This is a genomic window from Xanthomonas codiaei (assembly GCF_002939785.1).
Taxonomy (GTDB): domain Bacteria; phylum Pseudomonadota; class Gammaproteobacteria; order Xanthomonadales; family Xanthomonadaceae; genus Xanthomonas; species Xanthomonas codiaei.
In genome coordinates this window covers 41,127-64,495 of record NZ_MDEC01000005.1, presented here as the reverse complement: position 1 = coordinate 64,495, position 23,369 = coordinate 41,127, and the positions used below count along the sequence as shown (strand labels likewise).

At 67.0% G+C, this 23,369-nt stretch carries 18 protein-coding genes; 10 read left to right on the top strand and 8 right to left on the bottom strand.

The genetic code is table 11. From position 1 onward, the window contains the following. Positions 1-432 precede the first annotated feature (432 nt). From ilvC to XcodCFBP4690_RS05080, 5 genes are all read left to right on the top strand, one after another. Positions 433-1,434, top strand: a complete 1,002-nt coding sequence (gene ilvC, locus XcodCFBP4690_RS05100) for a ketol-acid reductoisomerase (RefSeq protein ID WP_104539929.1) — start codon at positions 433-435, stop codon at positions 1,432-1,434. A gap of 44 nt (positions 1,435-1,478) precedes the next feature. Then, complete coding sequence (gene ilvG, locus XcodCFBP4690_RS05095) at positions 1,479-3,200, top strand: acetolactate synthase 2 catalytic subunit (protein WP_104539928.1); 1,722 nt, start codon at positions 1,479-1,481, stop codon at positions 3,198-3,200. Next, on the top strand, positions 3,184-3,441 hold the full coding sequence (locus XcodCFBP4690_RS05090) for an ACT domain-containing protein (RefSeq protein ID WP_064510438.1): 258 nt from the start codon (positions 3,184-3,186) through the stop codon (positions 3,439-3,441). Before ilvG ends, XcodCFBP4690_RS05090 begins: the two co-directional genes overlap by 17 nt. A 138-nt stretch (positions 3,442-3,579) precedes the next feature. After that, positions 3,580-4,650 carry a threonine dehydratase gene (locus XcodCFBP4690_RS05085; RefSeq protein WP_228961900.1) on the top strand — a complete coding sequence of 357 codons (1,071 nt, stop codon included), beginning with the start codon at positions 3,580-3,582 and terminating at the stop codon, positions 4,648-4,650. After that, positions 4,647-6,209 carry a 2-isopropylmalate synthase gene (locus XcodCFBP4690_RS05080; protein ID WP_104539927.1) on the top strand — a complete coding sequence of 521 codons (1,563 nt, stop codon included), beginning with the start codon at positions 4,647-4,649 and terminating at the stop codon, positions 6,207-6,209. The genes XcodCFBP4690_RS05085 and XcodCFBP4690_RS05080 overlap by 4 nt, the downstream gene beginning before the upstream one ends. 887 nt (positions 6,210-7,096) lie before the next feature. Here XcodCFBP4690_RS05080 and leuB read toward each other — a convergent pair. The 3 genes from leuB to leuC form a co-directional block, all read right to left on the bottom strand. Then, positions 7,097-8,170: a 3-isopropylmalate dehydrogenase gene (gene leuB, locus XcodCFBP4690_RS05075; protein WP_104539926.1), complete on the bottom strand. Its 1,074-nt coding sequence runs from the start codon at positions 8,168-8,170 to the stop codon at positions 7,097-7,099. A gap of 67 nt (positions 8,171-8,237) precedes the next feature. Next, on the bottom strand, positions 8,238-8,885 hold the full coding sequence (gene leuD / locus XcodCFBP4690_RS05070; RefSeq protein ID WP_104539925.1) for a 3-isopropylmalate dehydratase small subunit: 648 nt from the start codon (positions 8,883-8,885) through the stop codon (positions 8,238-8,240). 58 nt (positions 8,886-8,943) lie between these two features. After that, complete coding sequence (gene leuC, locus XcodCFBP4690_RS05065) at positions 8,944-10,392, bottom strand: 3-isopropylmalate dehydratase large subunit (protein WP_104539924.1); 1,449 nt, start codon at positions 10,390-10,392, stop codon at positions 8,944-8,946. Positions 10,393-10,518: 126 nt separating this feature from the next. On the opposite strand from leuC, the gene XcodCFBP4690_RS05060 reads away from it, so the two are divergent. Further along, positions 10,519-11,397, top strand: coding sequence for a LysR family transcriptional regulator (locus tag XcodCFBP4690_RS05060; RefSeq protein ID WP_104539923.1), 879 nt, complete (start codon positions 10,519-10,521; stop codon positions 11,395-11,397). A 414-nt stretch (positions 11,398-11,811) separates the two neighbouring features. Here the strand turns inward: XcodCFBP4690_RS05060 and XcodCFBP4690_RS05055 are convergent, their stop codons facing one another. Next, positions 11,812-14,745, bottom strand: coding sequence for a ligand-binding sensor domain-containing diguanylate cyclase (locus XcodCFBP4690_RS05055; protein ID WP_104539922.1), 2,934 nt, complete (start codon positions 14,743-14,745; stop codon positions 11,812-11,814). A 407-nt stretch (positions 14,746-15,152) separates the two neighbouring features. Here XcodCFBP4690_RS05055 and XcodCFBP4690_RS05050 point away from each other — a divergent pair, with 407 nt between their 5' ends. The 3 genes from XcodCFBP4690_RS05050 to XcodCFBP4690_RS05040 all read left to right on the top strand — a co-directional run bounded on the left by XcodCFBP4690_RS05050 (position 15,153) and on the right by XcodCFBP4690_RS05040 (position 17,985). After that, positions 15,153-15,806 (top strand): TetR/AcrR family transcriptional regulator, encoded by a 654-nt coding sequence (locus XcodCFBP4690_RS05050; RefSeq protein WP_104539921.1) that lies wholly within the window; start codon positions 15,153-15,155, stop codon positions 15,804-15,806. Positions 15,807-15,934: 128 nt separating this feature from the next. Further along, positions 15,935-16,591 (top strand): protein-L-isoaspartate O-methyltransferase family protein, encoded by a 657-nt coding sequence (locus XcodCFBP4690_RS05045; RefSeq protein ID WP_104539920.1) that lies wholly within the window; start codon positions 15,935-15,937, stop codon positions 16,589-16,591. Positions 16,592-16,611: 20 nt separating this feature from the next. Then, the gene (locus tag XcodCFBP4690_RS05040) at positions 16,612-17,985 is read left to right on the top strand and encodes a TolC family outer membrane protein (RefSeq protein ID WP_104539919.1); all 1,374 of its coding nucleotides are present in this window, start codon (positions 16,612-16,614) and stop codon (positions 17,983-17,985) included. Positions 17,986-18,211: 226 nt separating this feature from the next. Here the strand turns inward: XcodCFBP4690_RS05040 and waaA are convergent, their stop codons facing one another. After that, positions 18,212-19,528 (bottom strand): lipid IV(A) 3-deoxy-D-manno-octulosonic acid transferase, encoded by a 1,317-nt coding sequence (waaA, locus tag XcodCFBP4690_RS05035; RefSeq protein ID WP_104539918.1) that lies wholly within the window; start codon positions 19,526-19,528, stop codon positions 18,212-18,214. A gap of 76 nt (positions 19,529-19,604) precedes the next feature. Here waaA and XcodCFBP4690_RS05030 point away from each other — a divergent pair, with 76 nt between their 5' ends. Further along, positions 19,605-20,525, top strand: a complete 921-nt coding sequence (locus XcodCFBP4690_RS05030; RefSeq protein ID WP_104539917.1) for an LpxL/LpxP family Kdo(2)-lipid IV(A) lauroyl/palmitoleoyl acyltransferase — start codon at positions 19,605-19,607, stop codon at positions 20,523-20,525. Between the two features lie 83 nt (positions 20,526-20,608). Here XcodCFBP4690_RS05030 and XcodCFBP4690_RS05025 read toward each other — a convergent pair whose 3' ends face one another. From XcodCFBP4690_RS05025 to XcodCFBP4690_RS05015, 3 genes are read right to left on the bottom strand one after another with little or no spacing between them, the layout of a single operon-like run. After that, positions 20,609-21,943, bottom strand: a complete 1,335-nt coding sequence (locus tag XcodCFBP4690_RS05025) for an O-antigen ligase family protein (RefSeq protein ID WP_104539916.1) — start codon at positions 21,941-21,943, stop codon at positions 20,609-20,611. Next, positions 21,924-23,036: a glycosyltransferase gene (locus XcodCFBP4690_RS05020; RefSeq protein WP_104539915.1), complete on the bottom strand. Its 1,113-nt coding sequence runs from the start codon at positions 23,034-23,036 to the stop codon at positions 21,924-21,926. The genes XcodCFBP4690_RS05025 and XcodCFBP4690_RS05020 overlap by 20 nt, the downstream gene beginning before the upstream one ends. Before the next feature lie 9 nt (positions 23,037-23,045). After that, positions 23,046-23,243, bottom strand: a complete 198-nt coding sequence (locus tag XcodCFBP4690_RS05015) for a zinc-finger domain-containing protein (RefSeq protein ID WP_104539914.1) — start codon at positions 23,241-23,243, stop codon at positions 23,046-23,048. Positions 23,244-23,369: the final 126 nt, after the last annotated feature.

The following is a 23,369-nucleotide window of genomic DNA, read 5'->3' as shown; positions in this document are numbered from 1 at the left end:
TGACACCTCACCGGCGGCGATGGTTATCTCAGGTCCATGCCGCACCGCCACACCACCTCGAACGCTCTGATGTCCGCGCCCTTCGGCGCGTCGGCAGCGTCGCTTCTCGTGCTCGTACTTATTACCTCGCCAACCGGTGCGGGACGAGACTTCGTGTAGGCAACAGACACACAAGGCTTCGATCAGACCCCGCACCGGCAACGGCGCGGGGTTTCGCGTTTCAGGGACCACCAAAAGTTTCGAATGACATGAACGACAGCACTGCCCGCTCTACACCTCGGTCCGCCGGCGCCCATCCAGGCGCGGTCGCCAATGGCTGGCTGTGCAGTGCCATCGCCCATCCCCGCGTTCCTCCGCCGGCCCGTGCGCACACCGCCGGCTGATCCGTTTATCCACCACCCATCTCCACTGCCAACCCCGCAAGGACATTCCATGAGCAACGACACCCAACCGAAAATCGCGATCATCGGCTACGGCAGCCAGGGCCGCGCGCATGCGCTGAACCTGCGCGATTCCGGCTTCGACGTCACCGTCGGCCTGCGCCCCGGCGGCCCGACCGAATCCAAGGCCCAGGCCGACGGCTTCACCGTCGTGGCGCCGGCCGAGGCAGTGAAGAGCGCCGACCTGGTCGCGATCCTGACCCCGGACATGGTGCAGAAGAAGCTCTATGAAGACGTCATCGCCCCGAACATGAAGCAGGGCGCCTGCCTGCTGTTCGCACACGGCCTGAACGTGCACTTCGACATGATCAAACCACGCGCCGATCTGGACGTGGTGTTGGTGGCGCCCAAGGGCCCGGGCGCACTGGTGCGTCGCGAATACGAGATCGGCCGTGGCGTGCCGTGCATCTATGCGGTGTACCAGGACATCAGCGGCAAGGCCGAGCAGTTCGCGCTGACCTATGCCGGCGGCCTGGGCGGGGCGCGTGCCAACATCATCAAGACCACTTTCAAGGAAGAGACCGAGACCGATCTGTTCGGCGAGCAGGCGGTGCTGTGCGGCGGTGCGTCCTCGCTGGTGCAGGCCGGCTTCGAGGTGCTGGTGGAGGCCGGTTACCAGCCGGAAATCGCGTACTACGAAGTCCTTCACGAATTGAAGTTGATCGTGGACCTGTTCTACGAAGGCGGCATCACCCGCATGCTGGAATTCGTTTCCGAAACCGCACAATACGGCGACTATGTCAGCGGCCCGCGGGTGATCGACGCCAGCACCAAGGCACGCATGAAGGACGTGCTGACCGACATCCAGAACGGCACCTTCACCAAGAACTGGGTCGCCGAATACGAAGCAGGTCTGCCGAACTACAACAAGTTCAAGCAGGCCGATCTGGACCACCCGATCGAAGAAGTGGGCAAGAAGCTGCGCGCCAAGATGGTATGGCTCAATGGCGAACAGCAGGCCGCTGCCGCACCAGCGAACCAACAAGCGGCATAACGCCGCCGCATCCCCCACCGCTTAACACCGAAGGTCCGCAACGCATGAACACCTCCGCACACAGCACGCCCCGCAACGGCGCGCGCTGGCTGACGCAGGCCCTGGAAGCCGAAGGCGTGGAAACGCTGTTCGGCTATCCGGGCGGCACCATCATGCCGTTCTACGACGCCCTGGTGGATTCCAGGCTCAAGCACATCCTGGTCCGCCACGAGCAGGGTGCCGCCCTGGCCGCCAACGGCTATGCCCGTGCCAGTGGCCGGGTTGGCGTGTGCGTGGCCACCTCCGGCCCGGGCGCCTCCAACCTGGTCACCGGCATCGCCGATGCGATGCTCGACTCGGTGCCGATGATCTGCCTGACCGGCCAGGTCGCCACGCCGCTGCTGGGCACCGATGCGTTCCAGGAGCTGGACGTGTTCGGCATGACCATGCCGATCGTCAAGCACAGCTTCCTGGTGCGCAGCGTGGACCAGTTGCCGGAGATGGTGCGCGAGGCGTTTCGTATTGCACGCGAAGGACGCCCGGGCCCGGTGTTGATCGACCTGCCCAAGGACGTGCAGATCGCCGACGCCTCGCATCTGCCGGACCATGTGCCAGCGGCGGTGCTGCCGCCACCGGCACCGGCGGACGCGAAACTGGCTGAAGCGTTGGCCGTCATCGCCAGCGCCGAGCGCCCGGTGGTGTACGGCGGTGGCGGGATCGCGCTGGCCGGTGCGGTGGAGGCGTTCCGTCGCTTCGTCGAGGCCACCGGCATCCCGACCGCGCTGACCTTGCGCGGCCTGGGTGCCCTGCCGCACGCCCACCCGGATTACCTGGGCATGCTGGGCATGCACGGCACCCGCGCGGCCAATATGGCCATCCAGGAATGCGATCTGCTGGTGGTGGTGGGCGCACGCTTCGACGACCGTGCCACCGGCAAGCTGAGCGAATTTGCACCATTCGCGCGCGTCATCCATCTGGATGCCGACGCCTACGAAATTTCCAAGCTGCGCACCGCCGATGTCGCGGTGCCCGGCGATGTGGCGACCAGCCTGAAGGCACTCAGCGCTGCACGCACCAACTGCCAGGCCTGGCGCACGCGCTGTTTTGCCAACCGCGAAAAATTCGGTGCGCGCTACGACGCGCCCGGCACCGACATCTACGCTCCGGCGCTGTTGAAGCGCCTGAGCGAAGTGGCCCCGGCCGACACCATCATTGCCTGCGATGTGGGCCAGCATCAGATGTGGGTCGCCCAGCATTGCCGCTTCAACGATCCGCGCAATCACCTCACCAGCGGCGCGCTCGGCACCATGGGCTTCGGCCTGCCGGCCGCGATGGGCGCGCAGTTCGCCTGCCCCGACCGCACCGTGGTGCTGGTTTCCGGCGACGGCAGTTTCATGATGAACGTGCAGGAGCTGGTGACCATCGCGCGCTGCAAGCTGCCGGTGAAGATCGTGCTGCTGGACAACAGCTCGCTGGGCATGGTGCGGCAGTGGCAGGAGCTGTTCTTTGCCGAGCGCTACAGCGAGATCGATCTGTCCGACAACCCGGATTTTGCGGCGCTGGCGCAGGTATTCGGCATCCCGGCCAAGCGCATCATCGCGCGCGGCGACGTGGACGCCGCGCTGGCCGAGCTGCTGGCCCAGCCCGGCCCCGGCCTGCTGCATGTGGCCATCGATGCACGCGCCAACGTCTGGCCGCTGGTGCCGCCCAACAATGCCAACAGCACCATGCTGGACAGCAATCCCGCACACGCGGCCAAGGAGACGACCCATGCGTTACCGGCTTGATCTGGTGCTGAAGCCGGCCGAGGGCGCCTTGGTGCGCGTGATCGGCATGACCGAACGACGCGGCTTCCGTCCCTGCGCCATCCAGGGTGCCGCGCAACCGGATGGGTCCGGCCGCTGGCACCTGCAACTGGACGTGGACAGCAGCCGCCCGCCAGAGACGCTGCGCCTGCAACTGGAGAAGGTATACGACTGCGAATCGGTCGCGATCACCGCGCTGGAATCGGTGGAGGCCGCCGCATGAACATACTGACGTCGAGCATGCAGACCTCGCTTGACCATCACGATGCTGTCCGGAGGTGTCTTCTTCCGGATCGGCCATGCGCGTGCGGCAATGCCTGATTCCGACCGCCCCGCCCAGCAGGAGCCGGACGTAGGCGACGTGGCCGTCAGCGTGGCCGACGTGCTGGCTGCACAGGCACGCCTGCGCAAGTATCTGTCGCCCACCCCGCTGCACTACGCCGAGCGCTTCGGCGTATGGCTGAAACTGGAAAACCTGCAACGCACCGGCTCCTACAAGGTGCGCGGTGCGTTGAACGCGCTGCTGGCAGGCCTAGAGCGCGGCGACGAACGCCCGGTGATCTGCGCCTCGGCCGGCAATCATGCGCAGGGTGTGGCGTGGTCGGCCTATCGGCTGGGCGTACAGGCCATCACCGTGATGCCGCATGGCGCGCCGCAAACCAAGATCGCCGGCGTGGCGCACTGGGGCGCCACCGTGCGCCAGCATGGCAATAGCTACGACGAAGCATTCGCCTTCGCTCGGGATCTGGCCGAGCAGAACGGCTATCGCTTCCTGTCCGCGTTCGACGACCCGGACGTGATCGCGGGGCAAGGCACCGTCGGCATCGAGCTGGCGGCGCATGCACCGGACGTGGTAATCGTGCCGATCGGCGGCGGTGGCCTGGCCTCCGGCATCGCGCTGGCGCTGAAGTCGCAGGGCGTGCGTGTGGTCGGCGCGCAGGTGGAAGGCGTGGATTCCATGGCCCGGGCCGTGCGCGGCGATGTGCGCGAGATCACGCCCGTTGCCACGCTCGCCGACGGCGTCAAGGTCAAGATTCCCGGCTTCATCACCCGCCGCCTGTGCGCGAGCCTGCTGGACGATGTGGTCATCGTGCGCGAGGCCGAATTGCGCGAAACCCTGGTGCGGCTGGCGCTGGAAGAACACGTCATCGCCGAGGGCGCCGGTGCCCTGGCTCTGGCCGCTGGTCGCCGCGTTGCGGGCAAACGCAAATGTGCGGTGGTCTCTGGCGGTAATATCGACGCAACCGTTCTGGCCACACTCTTGTCCGAAGTGCGGCCGCGTCCGCCACGCAAACCGCGCCGTCGCAATACCGAGCGGCTGCGCAACGAACGTAGCGTCAAACCACCGCCACCCGCCACCGCCGTTTCCCGTCCATCCGCAGTCGCTACAACGCCTGTCACCGCCATCGCAGTAGAGGAGTCTTCCTGGTGAACACGACCGTATCCAACCAGACCCCGCGTATCCGAATTTTCGACACCACCCTGCGCGACGGCGAGCAATCCCCCGGCTGCAGCATGACGCCCCAGCAGAAGCTGGTGATGGCGCGCGCGCTGGATGAGCTCGGCGTGGACATCATCGAAACCGGCTTCCCGGCCAGTTCGCACTCCGACCGCGAGGCGGTCGCCATGATGGGACGCGAGTTGCGCCGTCCCACGCTGGCAGTGCTGTCGCGCTGCCTGCAAACCGACATCGAGACCTCGGCCAAGGCGCTGGAATCGGCGGCCAATCCGCGGTTGCACGTGTTCCTGTCCACCAGCCCGCTGCATCGCGAACACAAGCTGCGCATGAGCCGCGAGCAGGTGCTGGAATCGGTGCACAAGCACGTAACGCTGGCACGCGGCTATATCGACGACATCGAATTCTCTGCCGAAGATGCGACCCGGACCGAGGAAGATTTCCTGGCCGAGGTCACGCGCGTGGCGATCGCCGCTGGCGCCACCACGATCAACCTGCCCGATACGGTGGGCTTCACCACGCCGGAAGAGATCCGCGGCATGTTCTCGCGCCTGATCGCCAGCGTCGAAGGCGCCGACAGGGTGATCTTCAGCGCGCACTGCCACAACGATCTGGGCCTGGCGGTGGCCAATTCACTCGCGGCCATCGAAGGCGGTGCGCGTCAGGTGGAATGCACCATCAACGGCATCGGCGAGCGCGCCGGCAATTGCGCGCTGGAAGAGATCACCATGGCACTGAAGGTGCGTGGTGCGTTCTACAACATCGATTCGGCGATCAACACGCCACGCATCGTGTCCACCTCGCAGTTGTTGCAGCGCCTGGTCGGCATGCCGGTGCAGCGCAACAAGGCCGTGGTCGGCGGCAATGCGTTCGCGCACGAATCGGGCATTCACCAGCACGGCATGCTGCGCCACCGCGGCACCTACGAAATCATGCGCCCGGAAGACGTGGGCTGGGAGTCCTCGCAGATGGTGCTGGGCCGCCACAGTGGCCGCGCCGCGGTCGAGCAGCGACTGCGTGCGCTGGGCTACCTGCTGGAGGAAGAAGAGGTCAAGCTGGTGTTCGAGCAGTTCAAGGCGCTGTGCGAGAAGCAGCGCGTGGTCACCGACGCCGACCTGCAGGCCCTGATGCAGGACGCCACCGTGCAGGAAGGCTATCGCCTGGCATCGATGACCATCAGCGATGTCGGCAGCCGCGCCAACGCGCTGGTGGAGCTGTCCGACCCGGAAGGCAACCGCGTGGCCGAAACCGCGCAAGGCAACGGCCCGGTCGATGCCCTGTTCGGCGCGTTGGCGTCGGCCACCGGCGTGAAGCTGGAACTGGACAGCTACCAGGTGCACAGCGTGGGCATCGGTGCGGATGCACGCGGCGAAGCCAGCCTGAGCGTGCGCCACGATGGCGTGGAATACGAAGGCACCGGCACCAGCAAGGACATCATCGAAGCCAGCGCGCTGGCGTGGCTGGATGTGGCAAACCGCCTGCTGCGCCAGCGCGAGCGCGGAGTGGTGGCCGGCAAGACGGCGGCGGTGGCGTAACACGGGTCCTACGCTGGACGATGCAAACCTGACGGCCGGCAGAGTGATCTGCTGGCCGTTTTGACGTTTGGTGCCGCAACTTTTTTGCAGGCACGTCGCTTTGCTGCCGGCGCCTGTGGGTATACCAAGACTGGAAACCGCGCTACGCTCAGGACCAGCTTTGGAGACGACCTCTGCCGGGCCTGTACGTCTTCCGCGTTTGCCGGTTCTGTACGAATGCGTCGGTGTGCCGAGGGCGCACGCATTCGTACCGACACAGAACAAGCTCGCACACGAGGCCTGCTAACGTTGTGCGAATGCTTCGGTTTGCTGCGGGCGCTTGCACGCGTACCAGCGTGGGACACGCCGCAAGTACGTCCATGTAGGCTCTGGCGCGGCATCCATGCCGCTCAAGGTCCCACGCCGGTACGCGCGCAAGCACCACCGATTGGTGTCGGTTGCGGAAAGAAATGCGAACAGTCAGATGAGCTAACCCGTTCTTCCGAGCGTCCATTCCTTGCGACGTGAGAGCAGACAGATGGCCTGTCGATGACGTCGGCCACGAAGTCCATAGACAACAACATATGCTTGAAACATCGTTTGCCGATCAGCGGCGGCAATGTTGGGAGCGTGGTGTCGCGTCCGGGGGCGGGACCGTGTGGCGGCATGGATGCCGCCACCGAGCCTCCAGGGATGGATTCACGGCGTGTCCCGACACCGGATGCGGCGCCGCGCTATCGACGCAACCCGCGCCTGTCGACCCACCTCGCGCACGACATCCGCCGATTTCATGCCAGCGCCTCGGTCGAATGATGTGATCACGAACCGGCCAAGCAAACGGAAGTGGCTATCGTCGGAAGAACGATAGCCACCAGTACGGACACGACGCGTCGGGGAAGCGAGCGCTGTTACAGCGCGGCCACCACTGCATCGCCCATTGCCACGGTGCCGACCTTGGTCGTGCCATCCGACCAGATGTCTGCGGTACGCAGGCCTTGATCGAGCACCTTGCCGACCGCTTGTTCGATCGCATCAGCTGCAGCAGATTGCGCAAACGTATAGCGCAGCATCATCGCCACCGACAGGATGGTGGCCAGCGGGTTGGCGATGCCCTTGCCGGCGATATCCGGCGCCGAGCCATGGCATGGCTCGTACATGCCCTTGCTGTTGGCATCCAGCGACGCCGACGGCAGCATGCCGATGGAACCGGTGAGCATCGAGGCCTGGTCGGACAGGATGTCGCCGAACATGTTGTCGGTCACGATCACGTCGAACTGCTTGGGCGCGCGCACCAGCTGCATCGCCGCGTTGTCGACGTACATATGCGATAGCGCAATGTCCGGATAGTCCTTGGCCACCTCTTCCACCACCGCGCGCCACAGCTGGCTCGATGCCAGCACGTTCGCCTTGTCGACCGAGCACAGCTTCTTGCCGCGCAGGCGCGCCATCTCGAAACCGGCCTTGGCGATACGGCGGATCTCGCTTTCGCTGTAGGGCAAGGTGTCGTAGGCCTGGCGCTCGCCGTTGTCCAGAGTGCGGTTGCCGCGCGGCTGGCCGAAATAGATGCCGCCGGTCAGCTCGCGCAGGATCAGCAGATCCAGACCCGAAACCACCTCCGGCTTGAGCGTGGATGCCTCGGCCAGCTGCGGATACAGCAAGGCCGGGCGCAGGTTGGCGAACAGGCCCAGCTGCGAGCGGATCTTGAGCAGGCCACGCTCCGGGCGCAGTGCCGGGTCGATGGTGTCCCATTGCGGGCCACCCACCGCGCCCAGCAGCACCGCATCGGCGGCGCGCGCGCGCGCCAGCGTTTCGTCGGCCAGCGGGCTGCCGTACTTGTCGTAGGCGGCGCCGCCGAGTTCGTCGTACACCAGGGTGTACCCAAGACCATGCTGCGCGTCGATCCGCGTCAGCACCTTGACCGCTTCGGCCATGATCTCCGGGCCAATGCCATCACCGGGAAGAACCAGAATCTGCTTGCTCATGCCATCCTCGTGGGTTGGCGCCGCGGCGCCAGGGGTATCAGTGGGCGGTCGTGGTCGGCGCGGGCGATCACCGCATCGCGTTGAACAGCCATGGCTGGCGCGCGCGATGGGCCTGCTCGAACCGGCCGATCGCATCGGCGTCCTGCAAGGTCAGGCCGATATCGTCCAGTCCGTTGAGCAGGCAGTGCTTGCGGAATGCATCGACCTCGAAGGCGTACTCCACACCATCGGGCCGGCGCACGCGCTGCGCGTCCAGATCCACGGTGAGCCGGTAGCCTTCGGTGGCCAGGCATTGTTCGAACAAGGCATCCACTTCCGCTTCGGCCAGCACGATCGGCAGCAGGCCGTTCTTGAAGCTGTTGTTGTAGAAAATGTCGGCGAAACTCGGCGCGATCACTGCACGGAAGCCGTACTCGTCCAGCGCCCACGGCGCATGTTCGCGCGAGGAACCGCAACCGAAATTCTCGCGGGCCAGCAGCACGCTGGCGCCCTGGTAGCGCGGGTAGTTGAGCACGAAGTCCGGATTCAGCGGGCGAGTGCTGTTGTCGCGTCCCGGCTCGCCGATATCCAGATAACGCCATTCGTCGAACAGGTTCGGCCCGAAGCCGGTGCGTTTGATCGACTTCAGGAACTGCTTGGGAATGATCTGGTCGGTATCGACATTGGCGCGATCCAGCGGCGCCACCAGTCCGGTGTGTTGGGTGAAAGGAGTCATTGAGAGAGGCCGGGATTTGGGATTGGGGATTCGAAAAGGCTGGGAATCGCGGAGCGCTCTACGAATCCCGAATCCCGACTCCCGAATCTCCGAGTTCACGCACATCGACAAAATGCCCGCTCACCGCCGCTGCTGCCGCCATCGCCGGGCTGACCAGGTGGGTGCGGCCACCGGCGCCCTGGCGACCTTCGAAATTGCGGTTGGAGGTGGAGGCGCAATGTTCGCCGCTGCCCAGCTTGTCCGGGTTCATGGCCAGGCACATCGAGCAGCCTGGCTCGCGCCATTCGAAACCGGCATCCAGGAAGATCCGATCCAGGCCCTCGGCTTCGGCCTGCGCCTTGACCAGACCCGAGCCGGGGACCACCAGCGCCTGCTTGATGGTGGCGGCCACCTTGCGGCCCTTGGCCACCGCCGCGGCCGCGCGCAGGTCTTCGATGCGCGAGTTGGTGCACGAGCCGATGAACACGCGGTCCAGACGGATGTCGGTGATCGGCTGGTTGGCCTTCAGGCCCATGTATTTCAGCGCGCGTTCGATCGAGTCGCGCCGGGTCGGGTCCTGCTCGACGGCCGGGTCCGGCACGCGCTGGTCCACCGCCAGCACCATCTCCGGCGAGGTGCCCCAGCTGACCTGGGGCTTGATGTCTTCGGCACGTAGTTCCACCACCGTATCGAAGTGCGCGCCCGGATCGGAGACCAGCGTGCGCCACAACGCGACCGCCGCCTCCCAGTCCGCACCCCTGGGCGCGAACGGGCGGCCCTGCACATAGGCAATGGTCTTTTCGTCCACCGCCACCATGCCCACGCGCGCACCGGCCTCGATGGACATATTGCAGATGGTCATGCGCCCTTCCATCGACAGGTCGGCGATGGCGCTGCCGGCAAATTCCAGCGCGTGGCCGTTGCCGCCGGCGGTACCGATCTTGCCGATCACCGCCAGCACGATGTCCTTGGCAGTCACGCCGAACGGCAACGTGCCTTCGACACGTACCTGCAGGTTCTTCATCTTCTTGGCGATCAGGCATTGCGTGGCAAGCACGTGCTCGACCTCGGAGGTGCCGATGCCGTGCGCCAGCGCGCCGAATGCGCCGTGCGTGGAGGTGTGCGAATCGCCGCAGACCACCGTCATGCCGGGCAGCGTGGCGCCCTGCTCGGGGCCGACCACGTGCACGATGCCCTGGCGGGTGTCGTTCATCTTGAACTCGAGGATGCCGAAATCGTCGCAGTTCTCGTCCAGGGTCTGCACCTGCAGGCGCGAGACTTCGTCGGAGATCGACTCCAGGCCGCCCTGCCGTTCGGCACGGGTGGTGGGCACGTTGTGGTCGGGGGTGGCGATATTGGCGTCGATACGCCACGGCTTGCGCCCGGCCAGGCGCAGGCCCTCAAAGGCTTGCGGCGAGGTCACTTCATGCAGGATGTGGCGGTCGATATAGATCAGCGAAGAGCCGTCGTCTCGGCGGGCGACCTCGTGCATTTCCCACAATTTGTCGTACAGCGTCTTGGCGGTCATTGCGGCGATCCGGAAGCGGGTGGCGGATGGTGGGCGTGCCCACCTGGCTGCATTCGATGCTAGGAACTTGCCGTGGATAACGCAAATTCATATTGTTTATTCAACAAATGAATTTCAGGAATAGCAATGGATCTGGCCAGTCTCAGTGCTTTCGTGGCCATTGCCGAGAGCGGCAGCTTTTCTGCGGCCGGCGAGGCCTTGCATCTGACCCAGCCGGCGGTGAGCAAACGCATCGCCTTGCTGGAGGGGCAATTGTCTGCGCGGCTGTTCGATCGCCTGGGCCGCCAGGTGGTGCTGACCGAGGCCGGGCAGGCCTTGTTGCCCCGCGCCCAACGCATCCTTGCCGAACTGGAAGACACCCGCCGCGTATTGGAACACCTGGGCGCGGCGGTCGGCGGACGGCTCAGCCTAGCCACCAGCCACCATGTCGGCCTGCATCGGCTTCCTGCATTGCTACGCAACTTCGCCACGCAGCACCCGCAGGCGGCGCTGGAGATCCAATTCCTGGATTCGGAACTGGCCTACGCGGCGGTGCTGCGTGGCGAGGTGGAACTGGCGGTGACCACGCTGGCACCGCAGACGCGTGCGCCGCTGCGCGCGCAGCCGATCTGGCACGACCGCCTGCAGTTGGTGGTGGCGCCCGATCACCCGTTGGCGGCGCTGCGCGAGGTGGCGCTGGAGGATGTGGTGGCGCATCCGGCGGTGCTGCCGGACCCGGGCACCTTCACCCACCGCATCGTGGCCGGGCTGTTCGCCGGGCGCGGCCTGGTGCCGCAGCTGCGCATGACCACCAACTACCTGGAGACGATCAAGATGCTGGTGTCGGTGGGGCTGGCCTGGAGCGTGCTGCCCGAGCGCATGATCGACCATCAGATCGTGGCGCTGCCGCTGGCCGATGTGGCGCTATCGCGCGAGCTGGGCTGCGTGACGCATGGCGGGCGCACCTTGTCGCGTGCCGCGCAGGCATTCGTTGCGTTGCTGCATGCGCAGCAAGCACAGCCCTAGAACATCCAAGACAATCTCACGCGCGTTCTGCAACTCCGCCGTTGCCTGGCAGGAGCCCTGTCTTTCGGCACCACCGCACGCAAGTCCCCTGCAAGACGGCAAAGGCCATGCATGCCAGAACGCTTGGCGCGCCGTGCCGGAAAAGCGTGCCGGCGCCGAGCGGAATCACGCCGAACCGGCAACAGAGCCTGTCAGGCAGTGGCAACAACCTGTAGCGCCCGCCTTTCTCCGGGCTACGGCGAAAATCCCTCTGGTTGATCGCTGCGTGCAGCCCAGGCATTGCAAGGTAGGCAAGCAGAAACCCCGATCAGCAGCATAAGCACCTGCGCTCCACGATTGGATGCGCACCACGCGCTTGAAACGCGCAACTGCGTTACCTATCGCGCCTTGATCGCACCAACGCGTCGTCGCACATCACGGCCCCACCAACCGATCGCGCCCCTGCCGCTTGGCCTGGTAGAGGCGGCGGTCTGCCAAGGCGAGCAATTCGCGCCGGGTGGGCGCTTCGTCGCTCATCGCCATGCCCATGCTGGCGGTACACCGCACCACACTGCCCTGGGCCTGCACCTCGATCGCCGCCAATCGCTGCCGCATCTGCTCGAACAGCGCGCGTGCCTGCGCCGCATCCAGCCCGGTGGCGGCCAGCAGGAACTCTTCGCCACCATGGCGCGCAGCAAAGCACTGCGCCTGATCCTGCTCGCTCAACACCTCGCCCAGCGCGCTGAGCACCGCATCGCCCACGTCGTGGCCGTACTCGTCGTTGATGCGCTTGAAGTGATCGATATCCATCAATGCCAGCGCCAGCGTGGCGCCGCCGCTGCGCGCCTGCTGGAACCACTGCTGCAGCACGCGCTCGGCTTCGCGCCGGTTCGGCAGCGCGGTCAACACGTCGTGGCTGGCGCGGTATTCGAGCTGGCGCATCAACGCTTCGCGTTCCTGGCTGGCCTGCTGCAGGGCGACATTCTTGTCGCTCAGTTCGCGGGTGCGCCGGTCGATCACGGTATTGAGCTCGCGCTGACGACGCCGGTAGCTGGCCGTGCGCCAGAGATAGAAGCCGTAGATCAGGCTGCCCAGCGCAAGCACGCCCACCGCGATCACCTCGCGACGGCGCCACCACGGCGGTGCCAGCGTGATGACCAGGCTCGATTCGCCGAGCAAGTCGGTCTGCCGCCAGTCCACCGGCAACGACATCGCCTGCACCCGGAAGCGGAAGCGGCCCGGCGGCAGGTTGGTGTACACCGCTTCGGTGGCGTTGTCGGCGTCCACCCAATCCGGGTCGAAGCCCTCCAGCCGATAGCGGTAACGCACCTTGTCCGGCCCGCGGAAATTCAGGCCCGCATAGCCGATGGCGATACGCCGGGTTTCCGCGCCCAGCCGGTGCGGGCCGCTCAGCGGCTGCACCATGCCATCGACCAGCAGGCGTTCGAACACGATCGGCACGCGATGGCCTTGCAAGGTTCCGACCCGCGCCGGATCGATCACCCCAAGACCGGCCGAGGTGGGGAACAGCAACTGCCCGGACAGCGTCAGCCAGCCGGCCGGCGCGCTGCTGCCGTTGCCCTGGTTGCTGGGCATGCCGTCGCTGCGATCCACCACCTCCACGCTCAATTGCTCGCGGGTACCGGCATCGATCTGGTCGAAGTCGCTGCGCGCGATGCGGAACACGCCATGATTGCTCGACAGCCACAGATAGCCGCGGCCGTCGTCGATCACGCGAAACACCTTGTCGCGCGGCAGCCCGACACGATGGTCGTAGACCTGGAAGCGATCGCCGCGCAGACGCAGCAGGCCGCGATCGCTGGCAATCCACAGATCGCCGTTCGCGTCGCGCAAGAAGTCGAAAGCGTTCTGACCGGGAAAGTCCTGCTCGCCCAGCCACGCACGGGTGCTGCCGCCCGGCGACAGCCCGGTCATGCCACGGTCGGTACCGATCCACACGATGCCCTGCGCATCGCGATACAGCGCCTGCACCGAGCCGTCGGGCACGCCATCGGCCGCGGTGTAGCGGCGGGCCTTGCCGCCGCGCCAGCGTACCAGCCCGCCGGTGGTGCCGATCCACAGATCCTCGCCATCGGGCAGCACCGCGCGCACCGACAGCGAGGGCAGCCCATCGCCCGCACCGATGCGCGCCACCACCTTGCCCTGCGCATCCAGCCGCAGCACGCCCTGGCTGTAGGTGCCGGCCCAGACCCCTCCATCGCCAGCATCGGCCAGCGACAGCACCGACTGCTCCAGCACCCGGCCGCCTTCGGCCGGCAACAGCGACACGCGGCTGATCCGGCCGTCGCGCCAGCGATCCAGGCCCACCGCGCTCCCCACCCACACGGTGCCGTCGCCGGTCTGCAGCACCGTGCGCACGTAGTCCGAGGCAAGCCCGTCGTCCTGGGTGATGCCATGCGCGGCGCCTTCGGCGATGCGGAACAGGCCATGCGTGCTGCCGACCCAGATCAGGCCTTCGGCATCTTCCAGCAATGCCGGGCTGGCCACCCCGGTGATCGAGACCTGCTCGTCGGGAACGCCCGCGCCGCCGTGCACCACCAGCGTTCCGCTGGGCATGCTCATCCATAGATGCCCGCGCCGATCCAGCAACAAGGCATCCACCCGCTGCCCCTGACGAAACCGTTGCAGCCCGCCGCCGCGGCTCCACCACCACACGCCGTCGTCGCCGGCGACCAGCAAGCCGCCCCGGCGATCGCTGGCAAGCCGGCGCACCGGCACATTCCGCATGCCGTGCGCCTCGCCCCAGACGACCGCCTGGCCACCGGCACGCGGCAGCAGGAACAACCCGGCTTCGCTGCCTACCCACAGATCGCCACTGTCGTCGACGGACAAGGCAGTGATGCGCGCGCGCGGCAGGCCGGACTGGCGGCCGACATCGACCAGCCGCCCGTCCGGCTCGATCCGGTACAGCGTCTGCGGCGTTCCCACCCACAGCGCGCCATCGGCCCGGCGCAACAGGGCACTGACAGCCAGGTGGCGCGCCGAGGCATCGCCCAACTGCTGCCAGTTGCCATCCTTGTAGCGATACACCCCATCGAAGGCGGTACCGAACAGCATGCCGCCCGCGCAGTCGCGCAGCACCACGAACACGCCGCCCAGCTCCACGCCCGGCGTGTTCTGGCGGTCATACACGGTGAAATCGCGGCCGTTGAACCGCGCCACGCCTTCCCAGGTGCCCAGCCAGATCGAGCCGTCTTCGCCCTGGGCGACCGCATGCACCAGGTTGTGCGGCAGGCCGTCGTCCATGTTCCAGCGCGTGACGGTGTGATAGGCGGTGTGCTGCAGCGGCTGCGCGGCGGCCGGTAGCAGGCCGCAGCACGCCACGATCCACAACCACGCAAACGCCATCCGCAGCACGCCTGTGCCGCGGAGGCTGGATGCCTGCGTCTGCTCTCCCACCCTGTCCACGCTCCCGGTTCCCCTCATCCGTGCCCTCGGAGTTGCCTGCCGGTATGCACGGGCAGGCGCCGGGCCAATCTAGCATCGGGACTTTTGTGCCGCCCTAGGTACATCCCCCACAGCTGCCGGGCGCACCATGACACCGCTCGCATTCAGAAGAAACAGTGATAGGCAATCACTATTACCGGCGTCCAGACCTGCGCAAGCACAGGCACGCTGGCCGCGAGTGCGCCGGGGCGCCGGCGCACCGCGTGGGCCGCGACCGTCCCAGACCGCCGCATGGAGTTCGTTGGCGCCGCTGATGCATTCAGCCCACCGAGTATAAATATAGAACCCGATGGTCTAGTATTGAATGCATGTCCAGCTCGCCCCCACTCAAGTCCAAGGCCAGGAGCAACGGCCCGGGTCGTCCCAAGGATCTTGGGAAACGCGCCGCCATTCTCGGGGCAGCCCGTACGCTGTTCATGGAGCAGGGCTATGCCCGGGTAAGCATGGACGGGATCGCCGCGCTGGCTGGCGTCTCCAAGCTCACCGTCTACAGCCACTTCGGCGACAAGGAAAGCCTGTTTTCCGAGGCGATCCGTGCGCAGTGCCAGGAGATGATGCCGGACGACCTGTTCGACCATGCGCCCAAGGGCGCGCTGCGCGACCAGTTGATCGAGATCGCCCATGCGTTCTTCGCCATGGTCAGCACCGAATCGGCCATCTCCACCCACCGCATGATGATGGCGCCGGGCACCGGCGACGCGCATGTGCGCGAAATGTTCTGGGATGCCGGCCCCAAGCGGACCCAGCAGGCACTGGCAGCGTTCCTGGCCGCGCGCGTGGCCGACGGCCAGCTGGACATCGCCGATCTGCCGCGCGCGGCCTCGCAATTCTTCTGCCTGCTCAAGGGCGAGTTGTATGCCTTGATGATGTGCGGCCTGCACGGCCAGCCCACGCGCGCGCAGGTCAACGAGCACATCGAGTCCAGCGTGGACTTCTTCCTGAGGGCGTATGCGCCACGCTGATTGCCCCCGGCCCTTGGTGGCGGTGACTTCCGGCACTGCGCCGGCGATCGGCGCGCGGCGATGCTAGATGCGCCAGTTGCCCCGTGCACCGGTAAAATGCTCGCCCCACCGCGTTGGATAACCGCACCATGACGATCGATTTCACCCAGGCCCGCGAAAAGATGGTCGAACAGCAGATCCGGCCGTGGGACGTGCTGGACCTGCGCGTGCTCGACGTGCTAGCGCGCCTGCCGCGCGAAGCATTCGTGCCCGAGGCCTACAAGACCCTGGCCTACGTCGATGTGGAGATCCCGCTGTCGGCCGGCCACAAGATGATGAAGCCGGTGATCGAAGGCCGCATGTTGCAGGCGCTGGACCTGCAGCCGGGCGAGGACGTGCTGGAAGTCGGTACCGGCAGCGGCTTTTCCACCGCCTGCCTGGCCGCGCTGGCCCGTGAAGTGGTCAGCCTGGAGATCGATCCGGCGCTGGCCGCTGCGGCACGCACCAATCTCGACAATGCCGGCCTCGGCAGCAACGTGCGCATCGAAACTGCCGATGTGTTCGGTTGGCAGAGCGAGCGCCGCTTCGACGCCATCTGCGTGACCGGCGCGGTCGATACGCTGCCTGCCCAGTGGCTGCAGTGGCTGCGCCCGAACGGCCGGCTGTTCGTCGTCCGCGGTCACGATCCGGTGATGGAAGCGGTCCTGGTGCGTGGCGAGGTCAACGCCCCGCGCATCGAATCGTTGTTCGAAACCGACCTCGCCTATCTCCAGGGCGCCGCACCGACGCCCCGATTCCAATTCTGATTCCCAAGGAAGCTCCCCCGATGATCCGCCGATCCCTCGCCCTGGCCCTGGCCGCCGTCCTGTCACCGATGGCTGCGCATGCCACCGATCTGCTGCAGGTCTACGAAATGGCCCGCAACGGCGATCCGCAACTGGCCGTGGCCGAGTCCACGCGGCTGGTGAATCGGGAAGGTGAGGTACAGGCGCGTGCGGCGTTGCTGCCGCAGATCAACGGTGCCTACGACTACAGCAAGTCGCACCGCGAAATCGAAGGCCAGGATGGCCGTATCACCACCTCCTCGCGGTCCACCCAGGTCCAGGGCTCGCAGACGATCTTCAACTGGTCGCAGTTCGCCACCTTGCGTGCGCAACGCGAAGTGGCCAAGGCGGCAGACTTCACCCTGGCGTCGGCCAACAACGACCTGATTACCCGCACCTCTGCGGCGTACTTCCAGGTGTTGGTCGGTATCGAGTCGCTGGCTGCGGCAGAAACCAACGAAGCAGCGGCGAAGAAGCAGTTCGACTACGCCGACAAGCGACTGGAAGTGGGGCTGGCGCCAATTACCGATGTGCACGAAGCCCGCGCCCAGTACGACCAGGCGCGCGCCGATACCATCAACGCGCGCAACACCCTGAAGGATTACTACCAGGCGCTGACCGAACTCACCGGTCAGCCGGTGGTGGGCCTGCGTGCGCTGCCGGAAGATTTCCGCCCGGAAGTACCGGCCGCTTACAGCAATGTCGATCAGCTGGTTTCAACCGCCATCGCCGACAATCCTGCACTGAAGGCGCAGCAATTGCAGGTCAGCGCAGCGGAGGCGCAGGTCAATGCCGCGCGTGCCGGTCACCTGCCCACGGTCAACCTGACCGGCAGCATCGGCCGTAGCAACAGCTGGGGTACCGGTGCGGCCGAAAGCGGCGTGTTCACCACCCAGGGCCGAGACATCGATACCGACTCCGTCGGCATCAGCGTGTCGATCCCGATCTTCGCTGGCGGCGCCACGCAATCGGCCGTGCGCCAGGCGCTGTCGCGTCGCGATATCCAGCAGGACACCTACGAACAGCAGAAGCGCGCACTGGACCGCAATACGCGCAATGCCTACCAGACCGTGGTCGCGGGCATCAGCGAAGTGGAAGCGCGCCGCCTGGCCGTCGTCTCCGCGCAGGCAGCCTATGATGCATCGCAGGTCGGCCTGGAAGTCGGTACCCGCACGGTGCTGGACGTGGTGCAGAACCAGCGCACGCTGTTCCAGGCGCAGTTGAACTACGCGCAGTCGCGCTACACCTTCCTGCAGAACCGGCTGTTGTTGGGCCAGGCCATCGGCAAGCTGGACATCACCGACCTGCAGGACGTCAACCGCCTGCTGTCGCAGGATGCCGAATCCAGACTGCAGGGCAGTGGCTCGCTGCAGTAAGGCAGCGTAGGCACCTCGAGAGGCGGGCGCAGGCCCGCCTTTTTCATACGCGCACTCCGGCTGCAGCGGCGCGCGGCGTGAGCGACGCCGATCCGGCGCGTGCCGCATCCCGGATCGGGCGCGGCGCGTGACGACGCCTGCTGCGCTTGCTGCCGCAGCCAGCAAGCCGACGATGCCAGCGAACGCAGCGTCGGAGCGGACGGGCAGGACACACCGCCGCATCGACTCACGGCATCGCGCTATCGCTGGCGACCGCAGGCAGATCGGGAGCGATCTGCACCAAGGTCCGCGCCACCGCCCCCTTGCCATTGGCCACCAGCGCCAGGCCCGCGGCCGCCATTGCTTCGCGCCGTGCGGGATCGCCCAGCAACCGCGCCAGATCGCGATACACGCAATCGGCATCCTCGCAGATGGCAACCGCATCGGCCTCGCGCATGCGCCGCGAGATTTCCGAGAAGTTATGCAGATGCGGGCCGGTCACTGCCGGCGTGCCCACTGCTGCAGGTTCCAGCAGGTTGTGTCCGCCGATCGGCTGCAGGCTGCCGCCGACGAAGGCGACCTGCGCGCACGCATAGAAACTCATCAGCTCGCCCAGGGTATCGAGGACGAACACCGCATCGCGCGCCTGCGGCCAGTGCTGGGCCTTGCGCGTGGCCACGCGCCAACCGCGCTCGCGCGCCAGCGCCTCCACCTTGGGAAAGCGCTCGGGATGGCGCGGCGCCCAGAGCAGCAGCAGATCGGGAAACGCACCCAGCAGTCGCGCATGGATGTCGGCCACCGCCGCTTCCTCGCCTTCATGCGTGCTGGCCGCAATCCACACCGGGCGCGTGGCTGGCACGTGCGTACGGAACTGCGTCACCAACGCCTGCAGTTGCGCGGGCGCGGCGATATCGAATTTGAGATTGCCCAGCGCCACCACCTGTTCCGGTCGCGCACCCAGGGTGAGGAAGCGCTCGGCATCGTCCTGGGACTGCGCCGCCACGCAGGTCACCGTGCGCAGCGCGCGGCTGATCAACGGCGCCAGCACGCGATAGCCGCGCAACGAGCGCGCCGATAGCCGCGCGTTGAGGATATACAGCGGAATCTGGCGGTCGCGGCAGCCGAACAGCATGTTCGGCCACAGCTCGGTTTCCAGGATCAGCGCCAGCCGCGGGCGAAAGTGCTCGAGAAACCGGCCCACGCTGCCAGGCACGTCGTACGGCAGATAGACATGATCCACCGCATCGTCCCACACCGCACGCACGCGTTCGGAACCGGTGGGCGTGATGGTGGTGATGACCCAACGGATATCCGGGCGCTGCGCACGCAAGGCATTGACCAGTGGCGCGGCCGCGTTGACCTCGCCCACCGATACCGCATGCACCCACACCCGCGGGCGGCCGCAGGCATGCGTGTACGACGCATAGCGCTCGTTCCAGCGGTTGAAGTATTCGCGCACGCGGAAGCCGCGCCACACCAGGTGGTACACCGTGATCGGCAGCAACAGATACAACAGCGCCGAGTACAGCCCACGCAACAGCCATTCGATCGGGTCTTTCCGCATCCGTGCAGGATACGGGAGCGCTCCTGCGTGCGCATGTGCACGCTGCCGCGCGCGTGCGATCCCTTAGAATTGGCGCATGTCCGAGCCCGCCAACGTCGCTGTCCGCCCTTCCCTGCGCAACCCCAGGCATTGGCCCATGTTCCTTGGCCTGGCCGTGATGGTGCTGGCCGGGCGCCTGCCCTGGACGCTGCAGCGCGCACTCGGCCGTGGCGTGGGCTGGATCGCGATGCGTCTGGCCGGCACGCGCCGGCGCGCTGCGCAGGTCAACCTCGAACTGTGCTTTCCCGAGCAGGACGATGCCTGGCGGGCACGACTGTTGCGCGACAGCTTCGATGCGCTGGGCGTGGGCCTGTTCGAATTCGCGCGCGCCTGGTGGGGCAGCATCGACGCCATTCGCCCGGGTGTGCAGGTCGAGGGCCTGGAACATCTGCAGCAGTTGCAGCAACAACAGCGCGGCGTGCTGCTGGTGTCCGGACATTTCATGACGCTGGAGATGTGCGGGCGCCTGCTCTGCGACCACGTGCCGCTGGCCGGCATGTACCGCAAGCACCGCAACCCGGTGTTCGAATGGGCGGTCAAGCGTGGGCGTCTGCGCTATGCCACGCACATGTTCGCCAACGAAGACCTGCGCGCCACCATCAAGCATCTCAAGCGCGGCGGCTTCCTGTGGTACGCGCCGGACCAGGACATGCGCGGCAAGGACACCGTGTTCGTGCCGTTCTTTGGCCACCCTGCCTCCACCATCACCGCCACCCATCAACTGGCGCGGCTGACCGGCTGCGCGGTGGTGCCGTATTTCCATCGCCGCGAAGGCGGCCGCTACATCCTCAAGATCGCGCCGCCGCTGGCGGGCATTCCATCAGACGATGTGATCGCCGATACCACCCAGGTCAATGCGGCGATCGAGGACATGGTGCGCGAGGCGCCGGATCAATACCTGTGGATCCATCGCCGTTTCAAGCGCCAGCCCGGCGGGCGCAGCGCGTTCTATCGATGAGCCGTCGCCGCAGGGCGAGCGGCTGATGAAGCATTACGCGGGCGCCATCGACCGCCGGCATGCGCGAGCCCGAGGCAAACGCATCAGCCCGGCGGTGGCTGGTCTGCGTCGTCGTTGAGCAATGCGCCGGCATACAAGCCGGCCAGCATCAGGCTCAGCCCGCCCCAGAAGCTGGAATAGAACGCCAGGTGCGTGTTGAGCGGGAACAGCGTCGCCACCAGCGCGATCATCGCCGGGCGCGCCTGCTCACGCGCGCCAGCGCTCGAATAGCGCCACGCGCGCCAGGCCTGCGCCGCACCGGCCAGCCACAGCAGCAGCCCGATCACCCCGGTTTCGGCCAGGATTTCCAGCACGAGCTGGTGGGCGTGGAAGGCCGGGCCATCGCCCCAGGCCGGTGCCTGGGTCGGGGCCGGATTGCAGGCCGGATAGGCCTGCCGGAAGCCGCGCGCGCCCACACCATTGAGCGGATGCTCGCGGATCATGCACAGCGCCGCGCCCCAGATCTGGCCACGCCCGGACAAGGCCTGGTCCACGCCCTGCTCGCCACCACCGAACGCCAGCGCGGTGCGTTGGAGACGCTCGCGCGCCTGCGGCGCCACCGCCACCACGGCGCCGGCCAGCAATACCCCGACCACCGCCACCGCCAGCAGGCGGCGGCCGCCCAGCAACTGCCAGCCGGACAGCACCACGATCACCGCATAGGTGATCCATGAGGCGCGCGAGCCGGCCAGTACCAGCACCACCCCGACCGCGGCTGCCCCGCCCACCCAGGCCCAGACGGTGCGCCGCCCCAGCGCCAGCAGCAGGAACGGCGACAGGCTGGCCAGGGTCTGCCCGAACTTGAGATTGCACGGCCCCAGCACGCCGCTGAGGCGGTCCACCAACGCCAGTTCCTGCGCGGTGCACAGCCCGTGCCCGCTGATCAGCTGCTTGAGGTGATCCAGCCCGAAGAACAGCGGGCTGCTGCCGATCGCGGCCTGCACCAGCGCATCCAGCGTCCACACTGCGCCGATCACGGCCAGGCCGGCGAAGGTGCGGCGGCGGCGTTGCGCATTGGCCACCGCAATCGCGCACAACCACATGAAAGGCAGGTAGCGCAGATCGGTGGCCGACTTGCGCAGCGCACGGCCGGCATCCACCGCATCGAACGCCGACAGCATCTGCGGCAGCCAGTAGGCGAAGAACAGCACACTGGTCAGCGCCCAGGCCGCGCCGCTGAGCAGGCCGGTGCCGCCACGAAAACGCGCATGCAACAAGCGGTAGGCCGCAAACACCGCGCCCAGCGACAGCACCGTTTCTGCCAGGCCGGGCGTGGGCCACAGCGCGACGAACAGGATCACCCACAGCGGCGCCCAGCGGCCGACGTCGGGGCCCAACACGGGCGCGCGCGCCATGGCGTCAGCGGCGGAGTTCGTCATAGACCTTCAGGGTGGCCGCTTGCACGGCCTGCAACGTATAGGGAATCACGGCAGGCGCAGCGGGCGCCTGCCGCAGCAAGGCCAGCGCCTGCGTGCACAGGGCCTGGGCATCGAAGGGCGCCACCGCGCCGCCGGGCTGCAGCTCGGCCAGCAATTCGCCGACCCCGCCATGCGCCCAGCCCAGCACCGGCCGCCCGACGGCCAGGGCTTCGACCACGGTGCGGCCGAAGGCTTCGGGCTTGCGCGAGAGTTGCAGCACCAGGTCGCTGGCGGCGTAGGCCTCGGCGATGCGTGCCGTGGGCTCGGTGAAGGCGACCGCTTCGGCCACACCCAACCGCGCGGCCTCGGTCTCCAGTTCGCGCACATAGTCCTCGCGCCCGGGCTCGCGCGCTCCCGGCAGCCACAGCCAGGCGGGAACGCCGGCAGCGCGGATATCGGCCAGCAGTTGCAGGCCGTCGGCATGCCCCTTCAGACGGGTGCCGCGGCCTGGCAGCAGCAGCAGGGGTGCCTCGGCCGGCAAGCCGGGCAACACGGTCTGGACCCAGGCGCGCGCATGTCGATCCGGCCGCGCACGGCGCGGAAACTGGGCGATGTCCACGCCGCGCGGAATCGTGCGCAGCCGGGCCGGATCGGTGCGCGGATAGTGCGTACGCACGTAGTCGTGCACCGTGCGCGACACGCAGATCACTCGCTCGCCATAGGTCATCACCGCGCTGTAGCGGCTGGGCGAATTGAGCCCGTGCACGGTGGTGACAAAGCGCGGCCGCGTTGCGGCATCCATCCCGCGCAGCGCGTACCAGCCCAGCCAGGCCGGTAGCCGCGAGCGCGCATGCACGATGTCGGCCCCAAGCTCGGCGAACAGCCGGCGCAGGCCGACCACATGCCGCAGCGTCAGCAAGGACTTGCGGCCGATGTCCAGGGTGAGGTGTTCGCCGCCCGCCTCCAGCAGCGGCTGGACTAGGCGCCCGCCGGCCGACACCACCACCGCGCGGTGGCCGGCGCGCACCAGCGCGGCGGCGATTTCCAGGGTGGAGCGCTCGACGCCGCCGGACTGCAGCGCCGGCAGCAATTGCACCACGGTCAGGCGGTGCACCGGCCAGTATCAGTCGGCGAGTACGAACAGGGAGCCGCAGTACGGGCACTTGGCTTCGCAGTTGGGCTCGTCCTCGATCGGCAGGTACACCCGCGGATGCGAGTTCCACAGCGCCATCGCAGGCGTCGGGCAGCTCAGCGGCAGGTCGCCGCGGTGCACGGTGTAACGCGTTTGCGCATTGGCGGGCGCGGTGGCGGTCTGGCTCATGGCGGTGCGATCGGAAGACAAAGACAGAGCGCGGATTCTAGCAGCCTGCGAGGTGATCGGCCCATCGACCGGGCGCTGCCGCAGGCGCAGCGATGGTGACGGACACGGCCGCAGGGATGACCACGG

What these genes read in the sequence shown, in the direction of transcription:
- XcodCFBP4690_RS05055 (WP_104539922.1), bottom strand. Translation starts at nt 14,745, where the DNA reads ATGGCGTTTGCGTGGTTGTGGATCGTGGCGTGCTGCGGCCTGCTACCG.
- XcodCFBP4690_RS05090 (WP_064510438.1), top strand. Translation starts at nt 3,184, where the DNA reads ATGCGTTACCGGCTTGATCTGGTGCTGAAGCCGGCCGAGGGCGCCTTG.
- XcodCFBP4690_RS05045 (WP_104539920.1), top strand. Translation starts at nt 15,935, where the DNA reads ATGACGATCGATTTCACCCAGGCCCGCGAAAAGATGGTCGAACAGCAG.
- leuB (WP_104539926.1), bottom strand. Translation starts at nt 8,170, where the DNA reads ATGAGCAAGCAGATTCTGGTTCTTCCCGGTGATGGCATTGGCCCGGAG.
- leuC (WP_104539924.1), bottom strand. Translation starts at nt 10,392, where the DNA reads ATGACCGCCAAGACGCTGTACGACAAATTGTGGGAAATGCACGAGGTC.
- ilvC (WP_104539929.1), top strand. Translation starts at nt 433, where the DNA reads ATGAGCAACGACACCCAACCGAAAATCGCGATCATCGGCTACGGCAGC.
- leuD (WP_104539925.1), bottom strand. Translation starts at nt 8,885, where the DNA reads ATGACTCCTTTCACCCAACACACCGGACTGGTGGCGCCGCTGGATCGC.
- XcodCFBP4690_RS05015 (WP_104539914.1), bottom strand. Translation starts at nt 23,243, where the DNA reads ATGAGCCAGACCGCCACCGCGCCCGCCAATGCGCAAACGCGTTACACC.
- ilvG (WP_104539928.1), top strand. Translation starts at nt 1,479, where the DNA reads ATGAACACCTCCGCACACAGCACGCCCCGCAACGGCGCGCGCTGGCTG.
- XcodCFBP4690_RS05040 (WP_104539919.1), top strand. Translation starts at nt 16,612, where the DNA reads ATGATCCGCCGATCCCTCGCCCTGGCCCTGGCCGCCGTCCTGTCACCG.
- waaA (WP_104539918.1), bottom strand. Translation starts at nt 19,528, where the DNA reads ATGCGGAAAGACCCGATCGAATGGCTGTTGCGTGGGCTGTACTCGGCG.
- XcodCFBP4690_RS05050 (WP_104539921.1), top strand. Translation starts at nt 15,153, where the DNA reads ATGTCCAGCTCGCCCCCACTCAAGTCCAAGGCCAGGAGCAACGGCCCG.
- XcodCFBP4690_RS05060 (WP_104539923.1), top strand. Translation starts at nt 10,519, where the DNA reads ATGGATCTGGCCAGTCTCAGTGCTTTCGTGGCCATTGCCGAGAGCGGC.
- XcodCFBP4690_RS05030 (WP_104539917.1), top strand. Translation starts at nt 19,605, where the DNA reads ATGTCCGAGCCCGCCAACGTCGCTGTCCGCCCTTCCCTGCGCAACCCC.
- XcodCFBP4690_RS05025 (WP_104539916.1), bottom strand. Translation starts at nt 21,943, where the DNA reads ATGACGAACTCCGCCGCTGACGCCATGGCGCGCGCGCCCGTGTTGGGC.